The following is an 18,985-nucleotide window of genomic DNA, read 5'->3' on the forward strand; positions in this document are numbered from 1 at the left end:
CTGTTGCACCCGTTCGGCACATTCTCCTCGGACGCCCACCCGATCGCGCGCAGAGGAGATGGCCACGATGACGAACGAGACCCGGTTCCGCCGTCGCCCGCGACGCACGCTGTCCGCAGCGGTATCCCGCAGCCGGGTCGACGATCGTCCCGACTACGTGATCGGTGAGACCGTGGGCTCGACGTCGAGTCTGGCCCTGCGCAGCCCGGTCTCGGACTGGTCGCGGAGCCCTGACGGCAGATACCTGTACCTTCTGCACGTCGCCGACGGTTCGGTCAGCGTGGTGGATATGGTCCTGAACCGCGTGGTTCGCCACGGCGTCGGGGTGAACGCCGCTCCGCAGGGAATCGCCGTGAGCGCTGACGGCTCCATCGTCTACGTGGTGGACCGCGACGACCAGTCCATCCGTGGTCTCGACGTCACCGACTTCAGCGCGGCGCGGACTCTGCCCTGCCCCGACGATCACGCCCCGTCGGCTCCCGAGTCACTGGTCGTCAGCACCGACGGCACCCGTCTGTCGGTGGTGTACCGCGATGTCGTGCGAACGATCGACCTGCAGACCGGGTTGTCGGCCGACGGTCCGGTCACCGTGCACTACGTTCGGCAGCATCCGCGGGTCATCGCGGTCGAGGGTGACGCGTTCCTCATCTACGAGGCCTCTGGTGCCGACCTCGAGGTCCACACCCCGCGGACCGCCGATCCACACTGCTTCACCGTCATCTTCGCCCCCGCCGACATCGCCTTCGTCCCGAACCCTGCGCGGGTGTACGCCACGGTGCCCAAGCTGGGGGTGTTGTCGGTGGACCTCGACGATTGCGACTACGAATTCATCGACGTCCGGCCCGAGGGGCGGGACAACGACGCTCCGCCGGCAGCGGTTGCGGTCAGCGCCGACGGAACCCTGGCTGCGGTCCGCTACCAGGGATCACCGCGGGTGACCATCGTCGACACCGCGGTCGACACCGTGATCATGACGGTGACCTTGCCTGCCGTCCCCGCTCGCGTGGCGCTCAGCTCCGACGGCAGCCGCCTGTTCGCCGTCAGCGACGACCCTCGTGCCTGCGAGCTGATGGTGCTGAGCCTGTTCGCGGTCGCCGGGACGGTGTTGTACGGCGGTGTCGCGGACGCGGACGTGCGGTACGAGTTGCTCACGCATCCGGGGGCGGGCAACGTGACGATGGACGGTGAGACCGGGGACTTCACCTACACCCTCGACAGCCGCGGGGCCGCGACGGACTTCTTCGTCGCGATCGTGCGCAGCAGCGACGGCGATGGTGCCATTCCGGTACCGGTGACCTTGCCGGTAGGTGTGATCACACCGGCCTGAGGCGACCTCGCGGCAAAGGCGTTGCCTCGCAGTCACTCAGCGCCCTGTTCGGCGTCGATCCACGGTGAGCGACACGAGCAGGCCGATCGCGACCATCGCCACACCCACCCCACCGGTGATCAGTCCCGTGTGATGCAGGTCGTCCACCCCGCGGTCGATCAGGCGGTCGGCGATCCGACGGGCGGAGTCGGCCGCCCCCGACACCTCGGCGTAGGCGCGGTTGCGCAGCAGAGCACCGAGCAACCAGGCGATGCCGCCGGCCACCACCACACCGAACCCCAGCGCACACAGGACCAGACCGCGACGCCGGGCGATGACCAACGCGAGGAACGCCGCGATCACCGCGACTCCCGCGGCCACCACCGCGATCTGATCGATGCGCTGCCCGATCTGGTGGTATCGACCCGCTTCGAGTCCGCTGCGCCGGGACTCGCTCAATGCCACCGTGATCGGGCCACGAACGGTGACACCGATGCCCTGGCTGGCGATCGCCCGGTTCACCATCGCAGTCAGGTCCAGCTGCATGGTTCCCTGCTGTTGCTCCCGCGCGGTGGGCGCGTCGAACAGCCAGTCGTGTTGCTGACCCAGGACGTCGGAGAGGTCGGACGGAAAGTCACTCCCGCGCGTGTAGGCGGTCACCAACGGCTTCACCACCAGCGCCGACGCGGCACCCCCGGCGTTGTCGGCGGTGATCTGGGCTACCAACTCGTCGGCCACGGCATCCTGCACCGCACGGTCGTGACCGAGTGGCTGGGACATCGACCGGAAACCCGCGGAATCGATCAGTCGTTGGTGGGTCCAGAACGACGGGATCGCGCAGATCACCGCGACGATCGCGATCAGGGTGGACAGACCACTACCGAGGGTTCGCACCACTACAGGCTAGGTGGTCACCACGGTGGAGCGATGCGACACGTCGAGTCTCACTCCCCCAGCAGATCCCGCGCCCGTCCGACGATCCGCGGATCGGGTTCGCCGACCACCTCGAAGTCCTTGCCCGCGTAGTCGTACAGGCTGAGGAAATAGCGCATCGCGTTGACCCGCGCGCGCTTCTTGTCGTTGCTCTTCACCACGGTCCACGGCGCGTGGTCGGTGTCGGTCGCCGCGAACATCTCCTCCTTGGCGGCGGTGTAGGACGGCCACTTGTCCAGCGAGGCGAGATCCATCGGCGAGAGTTTCCACTGCCGCACCGGGTCGACCTGCCGGATCGCGAACCGGGTGCGCTGCTCCAGCGGGGTCACCGAGAACCAGAACTTCACCAGGTTGATGCCCGAGTCGACGAGCATCTTCTCGAACACCGGTGCCTGTTCCATGAACTGCGCGTGCTGCTCATCGCTGCAGAAGCCCATCACCCGTTCGACACCGGCACGGTTGTACCAGGACCTGTCGAAGAACACGATCTCGCCGGCCGCGGGCAGATGCCGGATGTAGCGCTGGAAGTACCATTCGGTGGACTCCCGCTCGGTGGGCTTCTCCAGCGCGATCACCCGCGCCCCACGGGGGTTGGTGTGTTCCATGAACCGCTTGATGGTGCCGCCCTTGCCCGCGGCGTCGCGACCCTCGAACAGCAGCACGTGACGCTGCCCGCTCTCCTTCGACCATTGCTGCAGCTTCAAGATCTCGATCTGCAGGAGTCGCTTCTCGAGTTCGTAGTCCGAGCGCGACATCCGCTCGTCGTACGGGTAGCCCTCGCGCCAGGTGTCCACGACGTTGCGTTCCGGCAGCGTGATCAGCACCGGGTCGTCGTCCTCGGTGTCTTGGACGGTGAAGTTGCTGGTGTCGCGCAGGTCCACGATGCGCTGCAGCGCCTCACGTCCGGCCACCCGACTCAGATCCGGGTACTCGATGGGGGTGTCCACAGCGTGGTCTCGCAGTTCACTCATGGCAGTCAACCTAAACCAGCCCGGTCGAGGGCCGGTGACGCTCAGATGAACGGCAGGCGACACCGCATGTGCGGTGTCGCCTGCCGTCTGGTGTCGTGACCGCGACGTCAGCGGTGCGGGGTACCCACCCAGACCGATCCGGACCCGGCGCAGAACTGACTGGTCGGACTGTCGTAGGCCAGCGCGAATCCGCCGTCACAACGCACCCCGCCGTCACCGGCGTATGCCTGCCCCGCCAGACCCGCGACGGACAGCGACAGCCCGCCCACCCGCGCCTTGGAGACGGCCTGCGCGCTAGGGCCGGTGGAGAACGAGTACCCGGTGCCACCGGTGTCCGCACCCGACAGTGCGGTGGAGTTGGGCTGATAGTTGTACGCGTTGGCGTTGCCACCCTTGGTCGCGACGGCGACCGCGGTCCCGGTACCGCTCTGGTCGACGGCAGTGGCGCGGCTGCTCGGGCCGGCCTTCGCGCCACAACCCCCGAGACCGACTATGTGTTCGACCTGATGATCTTTCGTCGCCGCGCAGTTCAGCGGGGCCGCACCCGCCGTACCCGCGGTCCCGAACAGGGCGGACACCGAGGCCGCCGCGCCGATCATCCCGAGAACCAACAACCTTGCGCGCGTACGTTTCTGCAGCGCAGTGACAATGCCCAACTCAGATTTCCCATCACATCAGAAGAGACCACGTGCGTGACCGCGAGGCCACGCTTGCAGGGTACCCGCGCGACCTGGGCGACATGCCGAGGGCGTGGCATCGGTGCGGTAACGAAAACAGTTGAGCGCACGCGCCATTGAGGCTCGTGGACCTCTCCGCGAGCCGGTCTCCGACATATCCGGCAAAGGTGGTGGTCGACGCCCTGGGTCGATCTCTCCAGGAGGTGCCTACATCAGCCGACGCGGCGGAGGACTTCGGCGGTGAGCCCTTGCCTCGCGGTCTCCACGGCCTTCTTCTGCTGCCCCTTGACGATGAAGCCGGGCACCTTGATCTTCAGGTCGATCGCCAGTTCGAAGGCCACGTGCGCACCGCCGTCGGTCGCGGTGACCGTGTACTTGCCTTTCTGCATGCTGAGCTTGTCCGCTTCCACGAGCTCCCAGCTGCAGGTGGTGTCGGTCCAGGTGTAGTCAATGATCATCTCGTCGGAGATGCCTGTGGCACTCACCTTGGCACGGATTCGTTTGGGCGCACCGTCGTCGTAGCGCTCGAGTACCTCGACATTCTGGTGCGGATCGGACCAGTCGGGCAGGGCCTCGACGTCGCGTAGCACTTCCATCACGGCGTCCGGGGTGGCGTCGATGTCGAACTCGGTTTCAGCGGAGACAGGCATGACGGAGAAACTACCCCGTCGTCCCGGGAGGGATGAACCGGTTCACCCGACTCATCCCTCGCGGCGTTCCAGCCGCAGCGGCCAGGCTTCGTCCGGGATATCGCGCAGTGTGCACGGCTGATCCACGGCAGTGAACCAGCCGCGGTAATGGACGAGCTCACCGACGACCGGATTGCGCACCGTGGCGTCGCACCGGAACCGTCCGTGCTGTTCGTCCCACCCCTCCACGTACTGCATCCGCGCGCCGAACATTCCCCGCATGCCGACCGTGGGTCCCGTACTCAGCCACCGCATCGGCCCGCTCTGCAGGACCAGCGAGCCCTCGCGGCCCACACTCGCCCGCACCGGGTAGAGCAGCTCAGGACCATCGCCGAAATAGTCGACGAGCCCCGCGGTGCCGTCCACCAACAACGAGTTGACCGCCAGGTCGCCACCGGCGTGATGGAAGGTGCGGAGCACCGCCAGACACTCCCGACCCGCCTCGTCGACGTAGCAGAAGTCGTTCTGGGTGAAGGGCACCTGCCGACTGGTCCGGGTGGGCATCGAGCGTCGCTTGCGCTGGTGCCGGACGAACGGTGGCGGCAACACGGGGTTGCAATAGACGGAGTCGAGGATGCCGCCGGCCATCTGGGCGACCCCCGATGTGGAGTCGATGCCGTACCGCCACTGCAAGTGCGGATGCAGGTTGTCGAAGTCGGCGCCCAGCGCGGCGCGGTAGACAGGGGTCATCGCCGACCCCGGATCGCCGCACGCCCGGTAGCAACCATCCGCGGATGATAAGCGATGGCCGGTGGCGACCATCCGCAGCGGCTGGGCACCTTCGACGCGGGTGGGTCAGACCGCCGAGGTTGCCGGCGCCATCGGGGACACCGCATCGGGTGACTCGGGAAGCACCTGCCCGCCGTCGACCGCGATGGCCTGGCCGGTGATGTATCCGGCCTCCCGAGTGGCGAGGAATGCCGCCAGATGGCCGACGTCCTCGGGTCTGCCGAGTGCACCCGCGGGGATGATCCTGGCCATCCCGTCGAGATAGTCCTGTCCCATGGCGGCCAGTCCCTCGGTCAGGATGTTGCCGGGCAGGATCGCGTTGACGGTGATCCGCTGCGGTGCGAGTTCGATGGCCGCACTGCGCATGAAACCGAGCTGGGCCGCCTTGGAGGCCCCGTAGTGTGTCCACCCGGGAAAGCCGGTCAGGGGACCGGTGATCGACGAGGTCACCACGACCCGCCCAGCTCCCGACCGCGCCAACGCCGGGATACCGGCCTGGACGGTGTACACCGTGCCCTTGACGTTGACGTCGAACATCTCGTCGAGCTGCGTTGCGGTCATGTCCGCCAACGCCGCCTCGGGAAAGATGCCCGCGTTGGCGCACACCACCCGCAGCCCGCCGAACGTGTCCACGACCTCGGCGACCATCGCTCGACAGGATTCCGGGTCCACCACGTCAGCCTGCACGCCGATCACCCGCCCGGAACTCGTCGCCGACAACTCGGCCACCGTCGCGGAGAGTGCGCCGGCGGATCGGGCCGCGAGCGCGACATCGGCACCGGCGTCCGCGAACACCTTCGCGATCCCCTTGCCTATCCCTTTGCTGCCTCCGGTCACCAGGACCGGTGTACCCGCCAACGAGAACATCGTCACCTCATCACCGCCGGGCCCGGTGGCGACACGGTCGCCGCGAGCGAATGATCCAGAAATCGTTCCGCCACCTGCGCTGTGCCGCCGACGAACCCGTCACCGACCTCCAGTGCTGCGCCGGATTCCGGATGGGTGCCGATCCAGGCGGTGAGCATCAGCCGACGCAACATGATGAAGGTCGGCACCATCGCGAGGTCATCGGCGGACATCGGTGCGATCTCCTGGTACCCGGTGAGCCACTCCGCCACGATCCGCTCCGCGTCCGGACCGGTCTCGATCCAGGAGATCACCGTGGCGAGATCTGCGAGATACCAGGACCACCCGCAGTCGTCGAAGTCGATCACGGTCAGGGACCGCTGTGGTCCGACCATCAGATTCGCCAATCGCAGGTCGGCATGCACGAGTCCGAAGCGGTCCGGTGCGTCACCGAAGTCCCGCAGCCTCGCGCTCACCTCCGTGTCGGCCCGTTCGATGATCGAGCGTAGTCCGGTGGTCATCCCTGGGGCGTCGCGCCAGTCACCCCATCGCTTGTCCGCACCCAACGTGGTGGTCAGGTCCCACCGGAACCGGGTGAACCAGCGTGGTGGCTCCCACGATCTGGCGTGCTGGTGCATCCGCGCAGTGACCCGGCCGAGTTCGCCGAACTCCATCTCACCCGGCAGTTCTTCGGCGGTGCGGCCGTCGACCAGTGCGAAGGCGTCGACGTGGCGGGTCTGCCCTCCGAGGTCGATCGAGACCAGCGGGGCCCCAGCGGTGGTCGCGATCACCTCGGGGGTGGCGATCCCGGTGTCGTCGGCCAGTGCGCGCATCCAGCACAACTCGGACCGGATGGCGACAGCCGAGTGGTATCCGGGTCGATGCACGCGCAGCACCAGAGCGGTGTCACCGGATCGGTCATCGCGGGGGCGGTGACAGAAGGTGGCGTTCTCGGAGAAACTCAACAGTCGGAGGTCCCCATCGCTGTCGCAACCGTAGGCAGGCAACGCAGCGCGCGCGAACAGCTCCTCCCCGACCGGTCCGTGGTACATCGGGCAATTGTGGTCGACCTCCACCGGGTCGGGCAGACCCACCGGCGACGATTTAACACCGTCGTTGCCTGGGCCAGGGTTCGGAAACATCCTCGAAACAGCCTGCCAGCAGGCAGTATTCACCGGTTGACCGCTCATCGGGTGCGGGGTAGAACTACCCGAAACGCGCACTACGGGGTGTGCGCCGAGCAGGCAGACCTCGTGATCGGCGAGATCACTCGAATCTCCGGAAGGCCCCATGAGCGACATCATCGACCCACCGGTCTCGACATCGGGCACCTCACAGACCGCCGCCACCGGTCGCGACGGTGTGCAGCGGCTGAAGCCGAATGCCGTCGGTCTGATCGGGGTGTTGTTCATGGCCGTCGCGACCGCGGCACCGATCACCGCGATGGTGGGCAACGTGCCCATCTCGGTCGGATTCGGCAACGGTGCCTACGCGCCTGCCGGTTACTTCGTGGCCACCATCGTGTTGACCCTCTTCGCCATCGGTTATGCGGCGATGTCCAAGCACATCACCTCCACCGGGGCCTTCTACGGCTACATATCGCACGGCCTCGGACGGATCGTCGGGTTGGGTTCGGGATTCCTCACCACGCTGGCCTACATGGTGTTCGAGGCCTCGTTGATCGGCATCTTCTCCTTCTTCGGCAACGACGTGTTCTCGTCGTTCTTCGGTGTCGACGTGCCGTGGCTGGTGTTCGCCGTCGTCATGCTCGCCATCAACGCCGTCCTCACCTATTTCGACATCAACCTCGCCGCCAAGGTGCTGGGCATCTTCCTGATCACCGAGATCGTCATGCTGGCGCTGATGGCGTTGTCGGTGGTGTTCACCGGCGGCGGCCCGCAAGGCTGGTCGTGGGGTTCGCTCAACCCGCTCAACGGTTTCCACAGCCTCAAGGGTGTCGTCGCGGGGCCGGACGGGTCGGCGATGGCGGTGGCCGGTTCTGCCGGGGTGGGGTTGTTCTTCGCGTTCTGGTCCTGGGTCGGTTTCGAGTCCAGCGCCATGTACGGCGAAGAGTCCAAGAACCCCAAGAAGATCATCCCGATCGCGGTGGTCAGCTCGGTGATCGGCATCGGCGTCTTCTACGTGCTGGTGTCCTGGTTGGCCATCGTGGGTACCGGGCCGCAGAACGCGGTGGCGATCGCCCAGGATTCGGCCACGGCAGGCAACATCTTCTTCGATCCGGTTCACCACAACCTCGGACAGTGGGCAGTGGACATGTTCAAGGTGCTGCTGATGACCGGATCATTTGCCTGCGGCATGGCGTTTCACAACTGCGCGGCACGGTATCTGTACGCGATCGGCCGGGAGAACGTGATCCCCGGGATGGGTAGGACCATCGGTTCGACCCATCGCGTCCACGGTTCACCACACATCGCCGGTTTCGTGCAGACGGCCATCGCGACTGTCATCGTGTTGTTCTTCGCCTGCACCGGACGTGACTCGTACACGGGCCTCTACGGCCTGATGGCGTTGTTGGGGACCACCGCGATCATGATCGTGCAGGCACTGGCCGCGTTCTCGGTCATCTTCTACTTCCACGTACACAAACAACATCCGGAGACCGCGAACTGGTTCCGTACCTTCCTCGCTCCGCTGCTGGGCGGCGTCGGGATGATCTACGTCATCTACCTGTTGGCCAAGAACGCGTCGTTCGCGGCGGGCAGCGCGTCCGGCGACTGGGTGTTCACCATGATCCCGTGGGTGGTGGCCGTGGTGGGTATCGGTGGCCTCGCCCTCGCCGCCGGGCTGAAGTTCTTCGCACCGCATCGTTACGCGCTCCTGGGACGCACGGTCTTGGACGACGCCAAGGAACGCTGAGGTCGGTTCCACGCGTGGGATTCTCCAACATCATGGACTCCAACCGGTTCTCCGGGGAGTCCACCCTGGACCCGGCAACCGATGCGCTGATCGAAGCGCGCGCCCGGGTACTGGGGCCGGGGTACCGGTTGTTCTACGACACCCCGGTACATCTGGTGCGTGGCCGGGGATCGCATCTGTTCGACGTCGACGGGGTGCGCTATCTGGACGCCTACAACAACGTACCCGGCGTGGGCCATGCGCACCCCGCGGTCACCGAAGCGGTCACCCGCGCACTGTCCACCCTCAACACCCACACCCGGTACCTGCACGAGGAGATCGTGCGGTATTCACGCCGACTGCTGGCCACCATGCCTGAACACCTCGATCGGGTGACCTACGCCTGCACCGGTTCCGAGGCGAACGACCTGGCGCTGCGGATCGCCCATCGATACACCGGTCGACGCGGGGTGGTGGTGACCGCCGACGCCTACCACGGCAACACTGCAGCAGTGACGGCGATCTCACCGTCCAACGGGGATGCGGATACCCCGACCGACCACGTCCGCCGCGTACCCGCACCCGACACCTACCGCGAGAACGGCACAGCGGGTGCACGGTTTGCGGCCGACGTCCGCGCCGCCATCGCAGATCTCGACGCCGCGGGAGTCGGGGTGGGTGCCTTCATCGTCGACACCGTCTTCTCCTCCGACGGCATCTACACCGACGCCGACCTCGTCGGCGAGGCGGTGGGTGCCGTTCACGCCGCAGGCGGTCTGTTCATCGCCGACGAGGTACAGCCCGGGTTCGCTCGCACCGGCGAATCGATGTGGGGTTTCGGACGTCACGGTGTGCAACCGGATCTGGTGACGCTGGGCAAACCGATGGGTAACGGTGTGCCGATCTCGGCGGTGGTCGCCCGATCGGTGGTTTCGGATTCGTTCTCCTCGGACATCCCGTACTTCAACACCTGCGGCGGTACCCCGATGTCGATCGCGGCCGCATCGGCCGTCCTCGACGTGATCGAGGACGAGAAGTTGATGACCAATGCGGCCGACGTGGGTGACGCGCTGCGTGCCGGGATCGCCGAGGTCGCCGGCAGCTCACCGATGATCGGGGACGTCCGCGGCGTCGGCCTCTACACCGGGGTCGAGGTGGTCGCACCGGGTACCACTGACGGCGACCGGGCAGCCGCCCGAACGCTGGTGAACAGACTACGAGACCGCCAGGTGCTCATCTCGATCTGCGGCCGCGACGGCAACGTCCTGAAGATCCGTCCGCCGCTGGTGTTCTCGCTGTCCGATGTGGACTGGTTCTGCACCGAATTCGCCGACGCGTGCGCGCACATCGGTTGACCGGCTCGCCCTGACCCGCCGAACGGCCCCTGCCGCACGGGCACGCGCGCGGAGGAGTCGGCCGATCCCTGCGGGCATGCCGTTGCGTAACACCACCTGTTTGCGCAGATGGTCCTCGATGTGCCAGACCGCCGCGCTGCCCGCGGGAAAGAAGGCGGTGTCGCCCGCACGCAGCGTGAACGAGCGGTCGTCGTCGGTCACCTCGACCGCACCGGAGAGCACGTGCACCACCTCATCGCAGCCGAACTCCCAACGAAACGTGCCCGCCGAGCACTCCCAGACCACCAAGGACAACTGGCTGTCGGCCGAGTTCGACCAGGCCGCGCACCTGGCGACAGGGTCACCCGCGATGATCCATTCCGGCTGGATCGGCGAATCCGCCATCACCAGCTCCGACGGTCGATGCACGATACGTGAGTTTCCCAGCACTCTCCCAGCCCCCTGTCAGTCGGTGTTGACCTGAGTGTCGCCCAAACCCGACAAAACGTTTCTCCGTGTCGATCATCCGGGTGATCGTGGGGCAAGCTGTCGACCATGGACCTTCGAATTTTCGTCGAACCGCAGCAGGGCGCCACCTACGACGACCAGTTGGCGGTGGCCAGAACAACCGAGCGTGCCGGCTTCAGCGGATTCTTCCGCTCAGACCACTTCTTGGCGATGGGCCGTGACGGTGCGCCGGGTCCCACCGACTCGTGGGTCACGTTGGCCGGTATCGCCAGGGAGACCGAACGGGTGCGACTGGGCACCCTGGTCACCTCCGCGACCTTCCGGTTACCGGGGCCACTGGCCATCGCGGTGGCTGAAGTCGACCAGATGTCCGGCGGCCGCGTCGAGTTCGGCTACGGGGCCGGCTGGTTCGCCGACGAGCACACGGCCTACGGGATCCCGTTCGCCGACACCACCGAGCGGTTCGGCAGGTTCGAGGAGTCGTTGGAGATCATCGCGGGACTCTGGGAGACCCCGCTCGGTGAGACGTACTCGTTCCGCGGACGGCACTTCACCGTCACCGATTCCCCCGCTTTGCCCAAGCCGGCACAGTCCCCGCGCCCACCGATCATCCTCGGCGGCGCCGGCAAGCGTCGAGGGGCCGCGTTGGCGGCGCGTTTCGCCGACGAGTTCAACGTGGCGTTCTCCTCCGTCGACGAGACCCGGGCGGTGTTCGCACGGGTGGACGCCGCGATCGGTCAGGCAGGACGGGATCCGGGGTCGCTGGTCCGCTCGGCGGCGCAGGTGGTGTGCGCCGGACCCGACGAGGCATCCGTCGCACGTCGGGCCGATGCGATCGGACGCAGGGTCGACGAACTGCGCGACAACGGCTTGACCGGATCGGCTGCCGAGATCGTCGACAAGATCGGACGCTACGCCGAGACCGGCGCAACCCGCCTGTACCTGCAGGTCCTGGACATGATCGACCTCGACCACATCGAATTCATCGCCTCGGAAGTGATCCCACAACTCGGGTGACCCCACAACTGGGGTGACGGCCACTCACCGTCGGCCCGCCAGCAGGGTCGGCGGAGACGGTGCCGTGGTCGACGGCACCCGCCCGGCTTCGATCAACACGTCGACCGCCGAGGTCAGGTCGGTGGACCATCCGAGCTCCTGCAGCCGCCCGACCACATCACCGGTGTCCTGCCAGAGCGCGCGCACCTCGGCGAAGGGGCCACTCGGGTCCGCGCTCATCCCTCCACCGCCGCGCACCGTCGCGCCGATACGCGACCCGGGTGCCGACAATGCGGTCACGGCGGTGAGAACCTCGGCGACCACCTGCGCGCCCAGGTAGACCAGCAGCCCCTCGGCCAGCCATACCGTCGGCGCGTGAGGGTCGAAACCGCTGTCGCGCAACACGGTCGGCCAATCCTCGGTCAGATCGGCGACGACGGTCGTCCGGTGACCCCGGGGTTCGACCTCCGATGTTGCGATGGTCCGCTGTCGGTACTCGATCACCTGAGGGCGGTCGAGTTCGAACCACCGGAGTGTGGTGTCCCCGAGCCGGAACGGCCGCGCGTCGAGACCGACGCCGAGGAGGACGAACTGGCTGATCCCCTCGTCGGCGGCGTGCTCGCACAGTCGGTCGAGAAAGACGGTGCGCGCCACGATCCACAGGTACATCCGCAGCATCGCGCGCGCGTCGTCGTCGTTCCGCACCCGCGGGCCGTCGGGACCGGCGTCGCGCGGCGCATCCCAATCGGGCACGAACAGCGGCGCCAGCGGGTCGGATATCAGACCGTCGGGAACCGCCGACTCGATGGCGCGCACGCGCGCGACACCGACGGCGGTCATCCCCACGGCGTCGAGCGCATCGGTCATGTCGGACTCCGGTGATCGGCGGTGGACGAGCGGCTTCACCATTCTGCCTCGCGGCCGTCGCCGCCAGCGATCCGTACGCTCGATGGTGTGCCCCTGCTGCCGCGCAAGAGAACGACCGACACGTCCGCCCTCGACATCCCGAATCTGCGCCGGGTGGTCGCGGCGTCGGCTGCGGTGACCGCCGTCGCACAGGCCGTCACCGCCGCCTTCGCGGTCCGCGACACCCGTCGCGACTACGCCGACGCGGTCTGGGGGCCCGGCCTGGCCGGCATCGCCGTGGCCTCGGCGGTGGTCGGTGACGGTGACCGCACACGGCGGTGGACCCTGGCCACCATCACCTCGGTGTGGGCTGGTCGACTGGCCAATCTAATGATCCCGCGTATCGCGGGCAGTGAGAAGGAGGACCCTCGCTACACCGAGTACCTCGAGGGGGCCTCCACCCCGACCGTGCTGGCGAAGGTGTTCGGCACCCAGGCGTTGGCCCAGTTGGTGGTCTCGGCACCGATTCAGATCGCGGCGGCCAGCGCGTTGCCCGCGGGTCGTCGGCGCTGGCTGTTCCCGCTCGGTGCAGCGGTGATGGTGGCGGGCACCGTCATCGAGGCAACCGCGGACCGGCAGAAAGACGCGTACAAGAAGCGCGACGACCCCGACAAACCCGCCGTACTCGACACCGGGTTGTGGGGCTGGTCGCGTCACCCGAACTACTTCGGCGACTCGCTGATGTGGGACGGCGTCTGGGTGGCCGCCGCCACCTCGACACCCGGACTCGCGACATTCCCGGCGCCGGCCGCGATGAGTTACTTCCTCATCTATGCCACCGGTGCCACGCGCACCGAGAAACGCATGCAGGAGCGTCCTGCCTACCGCGACTATCAGCGGCGGGTGGCGTTCTTCTTCCCCAGGCCACCGTCCGACGGCTGAGCGTCCACCTCCGCCACCGATGACCCGGTGCGGTGACGGGCGGCGTCCCACTGTCGCGCAGCCACCAATGCGGCCGAGGCGATCATCAGCAGCCCGCTGATGGCGGTCACGTCGCCTGCGAGGATGCCGAAACCGGCGCGCAACACGAGCCCGACGACGACCGCGGCGACACCATAGGCGGCCCACCGCACCGCCTGTTGGTCCTTCCACGAGACCATGGCCCGACCGGTGGTCATCAGGCTGAGCGGGCTGTGACGCAGCGCCTCGACGATGAGGACGGTCAGCACTACGGTGCCGACGAAGCTCCACAGCGACACCCACCACGTCGGGTCGCCGTCGCTCGCGGCATCCACCACCAGCGGCCGCAGTTCACCCAGGGCCAGCGCATGCGCGAGGTAGATGCCGAACGATCGGTCCGCCGCGGTCTTGAGCAGCTTGTCGGCCAGTGAACCGGGGCGACGACGCTCCCGCCACACCGAACCGATCCCGTACAGCCCCGCGATGATCGCGATGTAGCCGAAGGCGTTGTGCGGCATGAAGACGTTGGTGGCGCGGAACAGGTCCTCGCCCTCATGCACCTTGTAGGCGTAGTAGACCAAGGTGGCCGCGATGACCGCCACGCCCCCGCCGAAGATGGCCGCACGCCACCGCACGCTCGCAGCATGGAAGGCGTCGAAGTGCAGCGCCGCGATACAACCGGCCAACACGTAGAACTGGTACGGGAACAACGTGATCACCACATGCGACCAGACGACGCCGGGGAATCCGTCGGCGAGGAAACCGGTCTGCGGACGCACCATCAGGTACAGCACCATCATGTGCAGGGCGAAACTTACCGCGAGCAGGTAGCGGTGGTAACCCCAGGTCCGTTTGAGCACCCAGAGCACCAACGGGAACACCAGATAGATCTGCATGCTGACGAAGAGGAAGTACAGGTGGTACATCGCGTTGCCGGTGACCAGGTCGTAGGCCATGCTCTTCAACGACAACAGCACGTGGTCGACGTTGTCGAAGGCCCCCTTCACCGCGTCGGAACCGCCTGCGCGATACCGGTTGTAGACCCAGTAGAACAGCGACCAGGTGACGTAGGGGATGCCGATGAGCTTGAAGCGCCGTCGCCAGAAGACGACCGGCTTCAACTCACGGCTGCGGTACTGGTACCCCAGGACGAACCCGGTGAGGAAGAAGAAGCCGAAACGCGAGTATCGCGTCAGCGTCTCGAACGCCCCGGAGATGGCGTCGTTGGGTGCGGCGATGCCCATGATGACGTGGTCGAGGATGACCGACCCGAAGGTGATCAACCGGAAGAGGTCGAGTTGGTACAGGTGCTTGTCGCGTTTGCGCGGCACCGCGACGGGGCCGCCCGTGACCTCGGGAGCGACCACCTTCGCCGATGCCGCCATCTCGGGTGCGCCGTCGGGCTGCGCCCCCTCGACCGGCCTGTCCGCCGTATCGGACGGGGTCGGGCTGGGGTCCTCCTGTCGGGCCGGGATTCGCAACCTCGTCAACTCCGTTCGCGCCATACCTGCGCGTCGACGGGTCCGTGTGGCCAGTCGACGCGGTTCATCGTCCGGCCTCCGGCGGCCGCGTGTCGTCCCCTGGGACTGTATCCCCACATGTCACGACGTCGGTGTAGCCGTGCCACTATGTACAGCACATTGTCAGATTGCCCCTGCGTCGGGGCCGACGGAGTCGAAGGGTCCCAGCTCTGAGTCACGGCCTCACGCGGCGACCATTCGTGGCCTCCGCCATCGCAGTGGCGCTCGTCGTCGCACTGGTCGTGGTCCTGGCCTACCCGCACTCGGTCGCACCCGTGGACACGGCCGACGTCGCCCACGACGAGAGCGTGCTCGACGTGGTGAAACCCCTGCACTACGTGGCCCTGGGGAGCTCCTACGCGGCCGGCGCCGACACCGCCGACGTGGTCGACCTGCGCTGCCTACGAACCGGTGACAATTACCCGCATCTCCTCGCGCGGGCGTTGGGGTTGTCGTTGACCGACGTCACCTGCTCCGGTTCGACGATCGCCGACATCCTCAATCGGTCCCACCACCGGCACGCGCTGCCGCCGCAGATCGACGCCGTCACGGCGACCACCGATGTGGTGACCATCACCACCGGCGGCAACGACGTCGGCTACATCGGACGCCTCACCGGGATCAGCTGCGCCAACCGGGTCACCTCGTCCGACACGGTGGACGGTCTACAGTGCGCCGTCGGGCACCCCCGGAGACCGCCGGCGGCCGAGGAGTACGAGCTGTTGCGTGAACGCCTGGTGGACGTGGTGGACGCGGTGCGTGCCCGGGCGCCGCGAGCTCTGGTCGTCTTCGTCGACTACCCGCCGGTGCTGGACGCCAACGGTGACCTCTGTCCCGCCGTTCCGCTGACCCCGGATGAAGCGTTCTCGACGGTCCGCACCTACGACGGCCTGACCTTCGCCACCCGATCCGCGGCCGCCACCAGCGGCTCGCTGCTGGTCGACGTGGCCGGCCCCGGCACCGAGCACACCGCCTGTTCGCCGTCACCGTGGGTCAACGGGTACCGGCTGCCCGTTCCGTACCACCCGAATCTCGAGGGCCGGGACGCGATGGCCGCGTTGACCCGTGACGCGATCGGTGCCGCCGGCCTGTTGCAGCGCCGGTGACACCGATCGCGGACGGACCGAGGTCAGGCGTTCACCCCGTCGCTCGACCTGTCCGGTGCGTCGGGCGCGGTCTGCGGCGATGCTCCGGCGAAGTCCTTGGCCCGGATGAGCAGCAGGGCGCAGGCGCCGCCGACCACCGCCACCACCCCGCTCGCGACGAGCAACTCGTTCATCGCATCGGCGAATGCGCTGTGCACGGCCGCTCCGACCGTGCCGCGTTGCGCGGCGGGTAGCCCGGAGATCGCCGCGTCGAGGCGACCGTTGTGGGCGGCCACGGCGAGTTCCTCGGCGCGCGGACCGGTACCGGGGACGCCCGACAGCCGGTCGCGCAGCGAGTCGGTCAGCTTCGCGGTGAACAACGAGCCGTACAGTGCGATCCCGACTGCTATGCCCACCTGTCGGAAGGTGTTGTTGATGCCCGAGGCCATACCCGCACGGTGGACCTCGACCACGCCCACCGCGGTGGACGCCAGCGGTGGGTTGACCAGTCCGCTACCGATTCCGGCGACGAGGAGGCCGGGGACGAGGTGGGTCCACGACGAACCACCGTCGAGGCCCGTCATGACGAGCAGACCGACACCGACGATCAGCAGCCCGGGGCCGATGAGCCACCGGACGGGGACATGTGCGGAGACGCGGCCCGACACCGTGGCCACCACCATCGTGCATCCGGACATCAGCAACAACCGCAGACCCGTCTCCAGCGCGGAATACCCGAGGTCGTCCTGCAGGTAGATCACCAGGTACAGCAACATCGCGAACAACGACCCGTTCATGGTGAACGCCGCGATCGACCCACCCAAGAAGGTGGGGATGCGCAGGAGCTGGAGGTCGAACATGGGCTGGGCACTGCGCAATTCGATGAGCACGAAAGCGGCCAGCAGCACGACCGCGACGACGAATGAGACGACGACGGTGTCGTCGGTCCAGGTGGACTCACTGGCCTCGATGAGCCCGTATACCAGCGCGAGCAGCCCACCGGTGAAGGTGACGATGCCCGGTAGATCCACTCGGCGCGGATGCGGCGACCGGGTCTCGTCGACCCGGAACCACGCGATGACGATGGCGATCACACCCACCGGCAGATTCACCAGGAAGATTCCCCGCCAACTGATCCCGGTGGTGATCAGACCACCCAGGATGGGTCCGAGCGCCGTCGAGATGCCGGTGATCGCGCCCCAGGCACCGAAGGCGACCCCCCGCTCACGGCCGTGAAAGGTGCTGGCCAACAACGCCAACGACGTGGCGAACAGCATCGCACCCCCGACACCCTGTACCGCCCGGGAGGCGATCAACATGGGCGCGTTCTGCGCGACACCGCACAGCAACGAGCCCACCGTGAAAACCACCAGCCCGGCGAGGAACACCGCACGCCTGCCGAACCGGTCGGAGATCGACCCGGAGGTGAGTAGCAAGGATGCGAGGGCGAGTGCGTAGGCGTCGGTGACCCACTGCAGGTCACCGAAACTCGCCCCCAACGAGTGCTGGATGTCGGGAAGGGCGACGACCACGATCGTCACGTCGAGCAACAGCATGAAGGTGGCCGCACAAACGACCACCAGGGTCCACCATTTTCGTTTCATGGGTTCGAGGGTCGTCCAGGGGCCACGGCGATGGCGCATCAATCCGCACCAGACGTAGAATTCCGCCATGATGAGCGGCCTGTCGTTCGACACCTCCATTTTCGATCTGGTGGACGCTCAGATCATGCGCTGCATCCAGTTGTATCCCCGGGTGCCGTTCAGCCAGGTGGGCGAGATGCTCGGTGTCGCCGAACAGACGGTGGCCCGCCGGTACCGGCGGTTGCGTCGCGACGGGCTCATCCGGGTGACGTTGGCGGTGGATCCGAGCGCGATGGGTGAGACGGTCTGGTTGGCCCGCATCCGCTGTCGCCCGGAGGCGTCGCAGGGTATCGCGACGGCGCTAGCCAAACGCGACGACGTGTCGTGGGTGACGATCAACTCGGCCGGTTGGGAGGTGGACTTCAGCCTGCGGTCGACCAGCGCCGCGTACGCCGACGAGTTGCTGACCCGCATGCTGCCCAAGACCGCGCAGGTACTCGACGTCACCGTGGTCGCCTTCATCCACGTGTTCATCGGCGGTGCGGCCACCGACTGGCCGGGCCTCGTCGATGTGATCCCAGCCGACGCCGCGGGGGCGTTGGCGGACTCCGCGCGGCGCGATGTGGGCCGCGGTCCGGACGGCGTGCCTGCCATATCGCGGGACGACCGACTGCTCATCGAGCAGTTGCAGATGGACGGTCGCACGTCGATATCGATGCTGTCGCGAATCACCGGCTCCCCACCCGGGAAGATCGGCCGCCGACTGTCGGCGCTGCTGGCGTCGGGGGTCGTCTACTTCGACGTCGATTTCGCGCCGGCCGCGACCGGGCAGTGGTCGTCGGCACTGTGGTTGACCGTCGAAGCGCAGCAGTTGGCGGCCGTCGGCTCCGCGTTGGCGGCCGAACCGGGCATCCCCTTCGCCGCCGCCATCACCGGCGCAGCCAACGTGACCGCCACCATCATCACTCCGGACCTGTCGTCGCTGTACACCTTCGTCACCGAGCGACTGGCCGACCTCGACGGGATCACCGGCTACGAGATCTCACCGCGGACGCGACTGGTGAAGCAGTCCGGTGCACTGGTCGACGGTGACCGCCTGGCACCACCGGTGCTGCGGCCGTCGTGACGATCGCCGAGGCGGATGACGAACGTTCGACGCGAATCAAAGATGCTCAGCCCGTACGAT

Annotated in this window: 17 protein-coding genes and 1 pseudogene; 7 read left to right on the plus strand and 11 right to left on the minus strand. The window is 67.2% G+C overall.

From position 1 onward, the window contains the following. Positions 1-67 precede the first annotated feature (67 nt). Positions 68-1,327: a YncE family protein gene (locus BW971_RS08085; protein WP_143690259.1), complete on the plus strand. Its 1,260-nt coding sequence runs from the start codon at positions 68-70 to the stop codon at positions 1,325-1,327. Positions 1,328-1,363: 36 nt separating this feature from the next. Here BW971_RS08085 and BW971_RS08090 read toward each other — a convergent pair whose 3' ends face one another. The 7 genes from BW971_RS08090 to BW971_RS08120 form a co-directional block, all read right to left on the minus strand. Continuing rightward, the gene (locus BW971_RS08090; RefSeq protein WP_076478834.1) at positions 1,364-2,200 is read right to left on the minus strand and encodes a hypothetical protein; all 837 of its coding nucleotides are present in this window, start codon (positions 2,198-2,200) and stop codon (positions 1,364-1,366) included. Between the two features lie 50 nt (positions 2,201-2,250). Next, positions 2,251-3,210 (minus strand): polyphosphate kinase 2, encoded by a 960-nt coding sequence (ppk2, locus tag BW971_RS08095; protein ID WP_076478406.1) that lies wholly within the window; start codon positions 3,208-3,210, stop codon positions 2,251-2,253. A 107-nt stretch (positions 3,211-3,317) separates the two neighbouring features. After that, entirely contained in the window at positions 3,318-3,866 is a 549-nt protein-coding gene (locus BW971_RS08100) for a DUF6764 family protein (protein WP_234974304.1), read from the minus strand. A gap of 233 nt (positions 3,867-4,099) precedes the next feature. Continuing rightward, positions 4,100-4,537 carry an SRPBCC family protein gene (locus BW971_RS08105; RefSeq protein ID WP_076478408.1) on the minus strand — a complete coding sequence of 146 codons (438 nt, stop codon included), beginning with the start codon at positions 4,535-4,537 and terminating at the stop codon, positions 4,100-4,102. 51 nt (positions 4,538-4,588) lie between these two features. Continuing rightward, entirely contained in the window at positions 4,589-5,266 is a 678-nt protein-coding gene (locus BW971_RS08110; RefSeq protein ID WP_076478410.1) for a DUF4166 domain-containing protein, read from the minus strand. Between the two features lie 105 nt (positions 5,267-5,371). Next, positions 5,372-6,172, minus strand: coding sequence for a 3-oxoacyl-ACP reductase FabG (gene fabG, locus BW971_RS08115; protein WP_076478412.1), 801 nt, complete (start codon positions 6,170-6,172; stop codon positions 5,372-5,374). A gap of 2 nt (positions 6,173-6,174) precedes the next feature. Beyond that, positions 6,175-7,203, minus strand: a complete 1,029-nt coding sequence (locus BW971_RS08120; protein ID WP_076478838.1) for a phosphotransferase enzyme family protein — start codon at positions 7,201-7,203, stop codon at positions 6,175-6,177. Positions 7,204-7,441: 238 nt separating this feature from the next. On the opposite strand from BW971_RS08120, the gene BW971_RS08125 reads away from it, so the two are divergent. Together BW971_RS08125 and BW971_RS08130 are read left to right on the plus strand one after the other, a co-directional pair. Next, a complete protein-coding gene (locus BW971_RS08125; protein ID WP_076478414.1) occupies positions 7,442-9,028 on the plus strand; it encodes an APC family permease in 1,587 nt (528 codons plus the stop codon). A gap of 14 nt (positions 9,029-9,042) precedes the next feature. Then, a complete protein-coding gene (locus BW971_RS08130) occupies positions 9,043-10,362 on the plus strand; it encodes an aspartate aminotransferase family protein (RefSeq protein ID WP_076478416.1) in 1,320 nt (439 codons plus the stop codon). A gap of 156 nt (positions 10,363-10,518) precedes the next feature. On the opposite strand, the pseudogene BW971_RS22215 reads toward BW971_RS08130, so the two are convergent. After that, positions 10,519-10,746, minus strand: a pseudogene (locus tag BW971_RS22215) (cupin domain-containing protein); the annotation flags it as partial. A 150-nt stretch (positions 10,747-10,896) separates the two neighbouring features. On the opposite strand from BW971_RS22215, the gene BW971_RS08140 reads away from it, so the two are divergent. Beyond that, positions 10,897-11,826, plus strand: coding sequence for an LLM class F420-dependent oxidoreductase (locus tag BW971_RS08140; protein ID WP_076478420.1), 930 nt, complete (start codon positions 10,897-10,899; stop codon positions 11,824-11,826). Positions 11,827-11,850: 24 nt separating this feature from the next. Here BW971_RS08140 and BW971_RS08145 read toward each other — a convergent pair whose 3' ends face one another. Next, on the minus strand, positions 11,851-12,672 hold the full coding sequence (locus tag BW971_RS08145; RefSeq protein ID WP_159441840.1) for an SAM-dependent methyltransferase: 822 nt from the start codon (positions 12,670-12,672) through the stop codon (positions 11,851-11,853). A gap of 87 nt (positions 12,673-12,759) precedes the next feature. On the opposite strand from BW971_RS08145, the gene BW971_RS08150 reads away from it, so the two are divergent. Further along, entirely contained in the window at positions 12,760-13,593 is an 834-nt protein-coding gene (locus BW971_RS08150) for a DUF1295 domain-containing protein (protein ID WP_159441841.1), read from the plus strand. Here BW971_RS08150 and BW971_RS08155 read toward each other — a convergent pair. Next, positions 13,545-15,092 carry an acyltransferase gene (locus tag BW971_RS08155; protein WP_234974305.1) on the minus strand — a complete coding sequence of 516 codons (1,548 nt, stop codon included), beginning with the start codon at positions 15,090-15,092 and terminating at the stop codon, positions 13,545-13,547. The two genes, BW971_RS08150 and BW971_RS08155, sit on opposite strands and share 49 nt — an antisense overlap. 239 nt (positions 15,093-15,331) lie before the next feature. On the opposite strand from BW971_RS08155, the gene BW971_RS08160 reads away from it, so the two are divergent. Then, positions 15,332-16,237: an SGNH/GDSL hydrolase family protein gene (locus BW971_RS08160; RefSeq protein ID WP_143690261.1), complete on the plus strand. Its 906-nt coding sequence runs from the start codon at positions 15,332-15,334 to the stop codon at positions 16,235-16,237. Positions 16,238-16,260: 23 nt separating this feature from the next. Here BW971_RS08160 and BW971_RS08165 read toward each other — a convergent pair whose 3' ends face one another. Continuing rightward, positions 16,261-17,820 carry an MFS transporter gene (locus BW971_RS08165; RefSeq protein ID WP_076478844.1) on the minus strand — a complete coding sequence of 520 codons (1,560 nt, stop codon included), beginning with the start codon at positions 17,818-17,820 and terminating at the stop codon, positions 16,261-16,263. A 67-nt stretch (positions 17,821-17,887) separates the two neighbouring features. On the opposite strand from BW971_RS08165, the gene BW971_RS08170 reads away from it, so the two are divergent. Beyond that, on the plus strand, positions 17,888-18,925 hold the full coding sequence (locus BW971_RS08170; RefSeq protein ID WP_076478426.1) for an AsnC family transcriptional regulator: 1,038 nt from the start codon (positions 17,888-17,890) through the stop codon (positions 18,923-18,925). Positions 18,926-18,985 lie beyond the last annotated feature (60 nt).

The organism is Williamsia sterculiae (assembly GCF_900156495.1).
In the GTDB taxonomy this organism is placed as follows: Bacteria; Actinomycetota; Actinomycetes; order Mycobacteriales; family Mycobacteriaceae; genus Williamsia_B; species Williamsia_B sterculiae.

Coding starts and splice junctions, on each gene's coding strand:
- BW971_RS08085 (WP_143690259.1), top strand. CDS start 68: ATGACGAACGAGACCCGGTTCCGCCGTCGCCCGCGACGCACGCTGTCC.
- ppk2 (WP_076478406.1), bottom strand. CDS start 3,210: ATGAGTGAACTGCGAGACCACGCTGTGGACACCCCCATCGAGTACCCG.
- BW971_RS08105 (WP_076478408.1), bottom strand. CDS start 4,537: ATGCCTGTCTCCGCTGAAACCGAGTTCGACATCGACGCCACCCCGGAC.
- BW971_RS08110 (WP_076478410.1), bottom strand. CDS start 5,266: ATGACCCCTGTCTACCGCGCCGCGCTGGGCGCCGACTTCGACAACCTG.
- fabG (WP_076478412.1), bottom strand. CDS start 6,172: ATGTTCTCGTTGGCGGGTACACCGGTCCTGGTGACCGGAGGCAGCAAA.
- BW971_RS08120 (WP_076478838.1), bottom strand. CDS start 7,203: ATGTACCACGGACCGGTCGGGGAGGAGCTGTTCGCGCGCGCTGCGTTG.
- BW971_RS08125 (WP_076478414.1), top strand. CDS start 7,442: ATGAGCGACATCATCGACCCACCGGTCTCGACATCGGGCACCTCACAG.
- BW971_RS08140 (WP_076478420.1), top strand. CDS start 10,897: ATGGACCTTCGAATTTTCGTCGAACCGCAGCAGGGCGCCACCTACGAC.
- BW971_RS08145 (WP_159441840.1), bottom strand. CDS start 12,672: ATGACCGATGCGCTCGACGCCGTGGGGATGACCGCCGTCGGTGTCGCG.
- BW971_RS08165 (WP_076478844.1), bottom strand. CDS start 17,820: ATGAAACGAAAATGGTGGACCCTGGTGGTCGTTTGTGCGGCCACCTTC.
- BW971_RS08170 (WP_076478426.1), top strand. CDS start 17,888: ATGATGAGCGGCCTGTCGTTCGACACCTCCATTTTCGATCTGGTGGAC.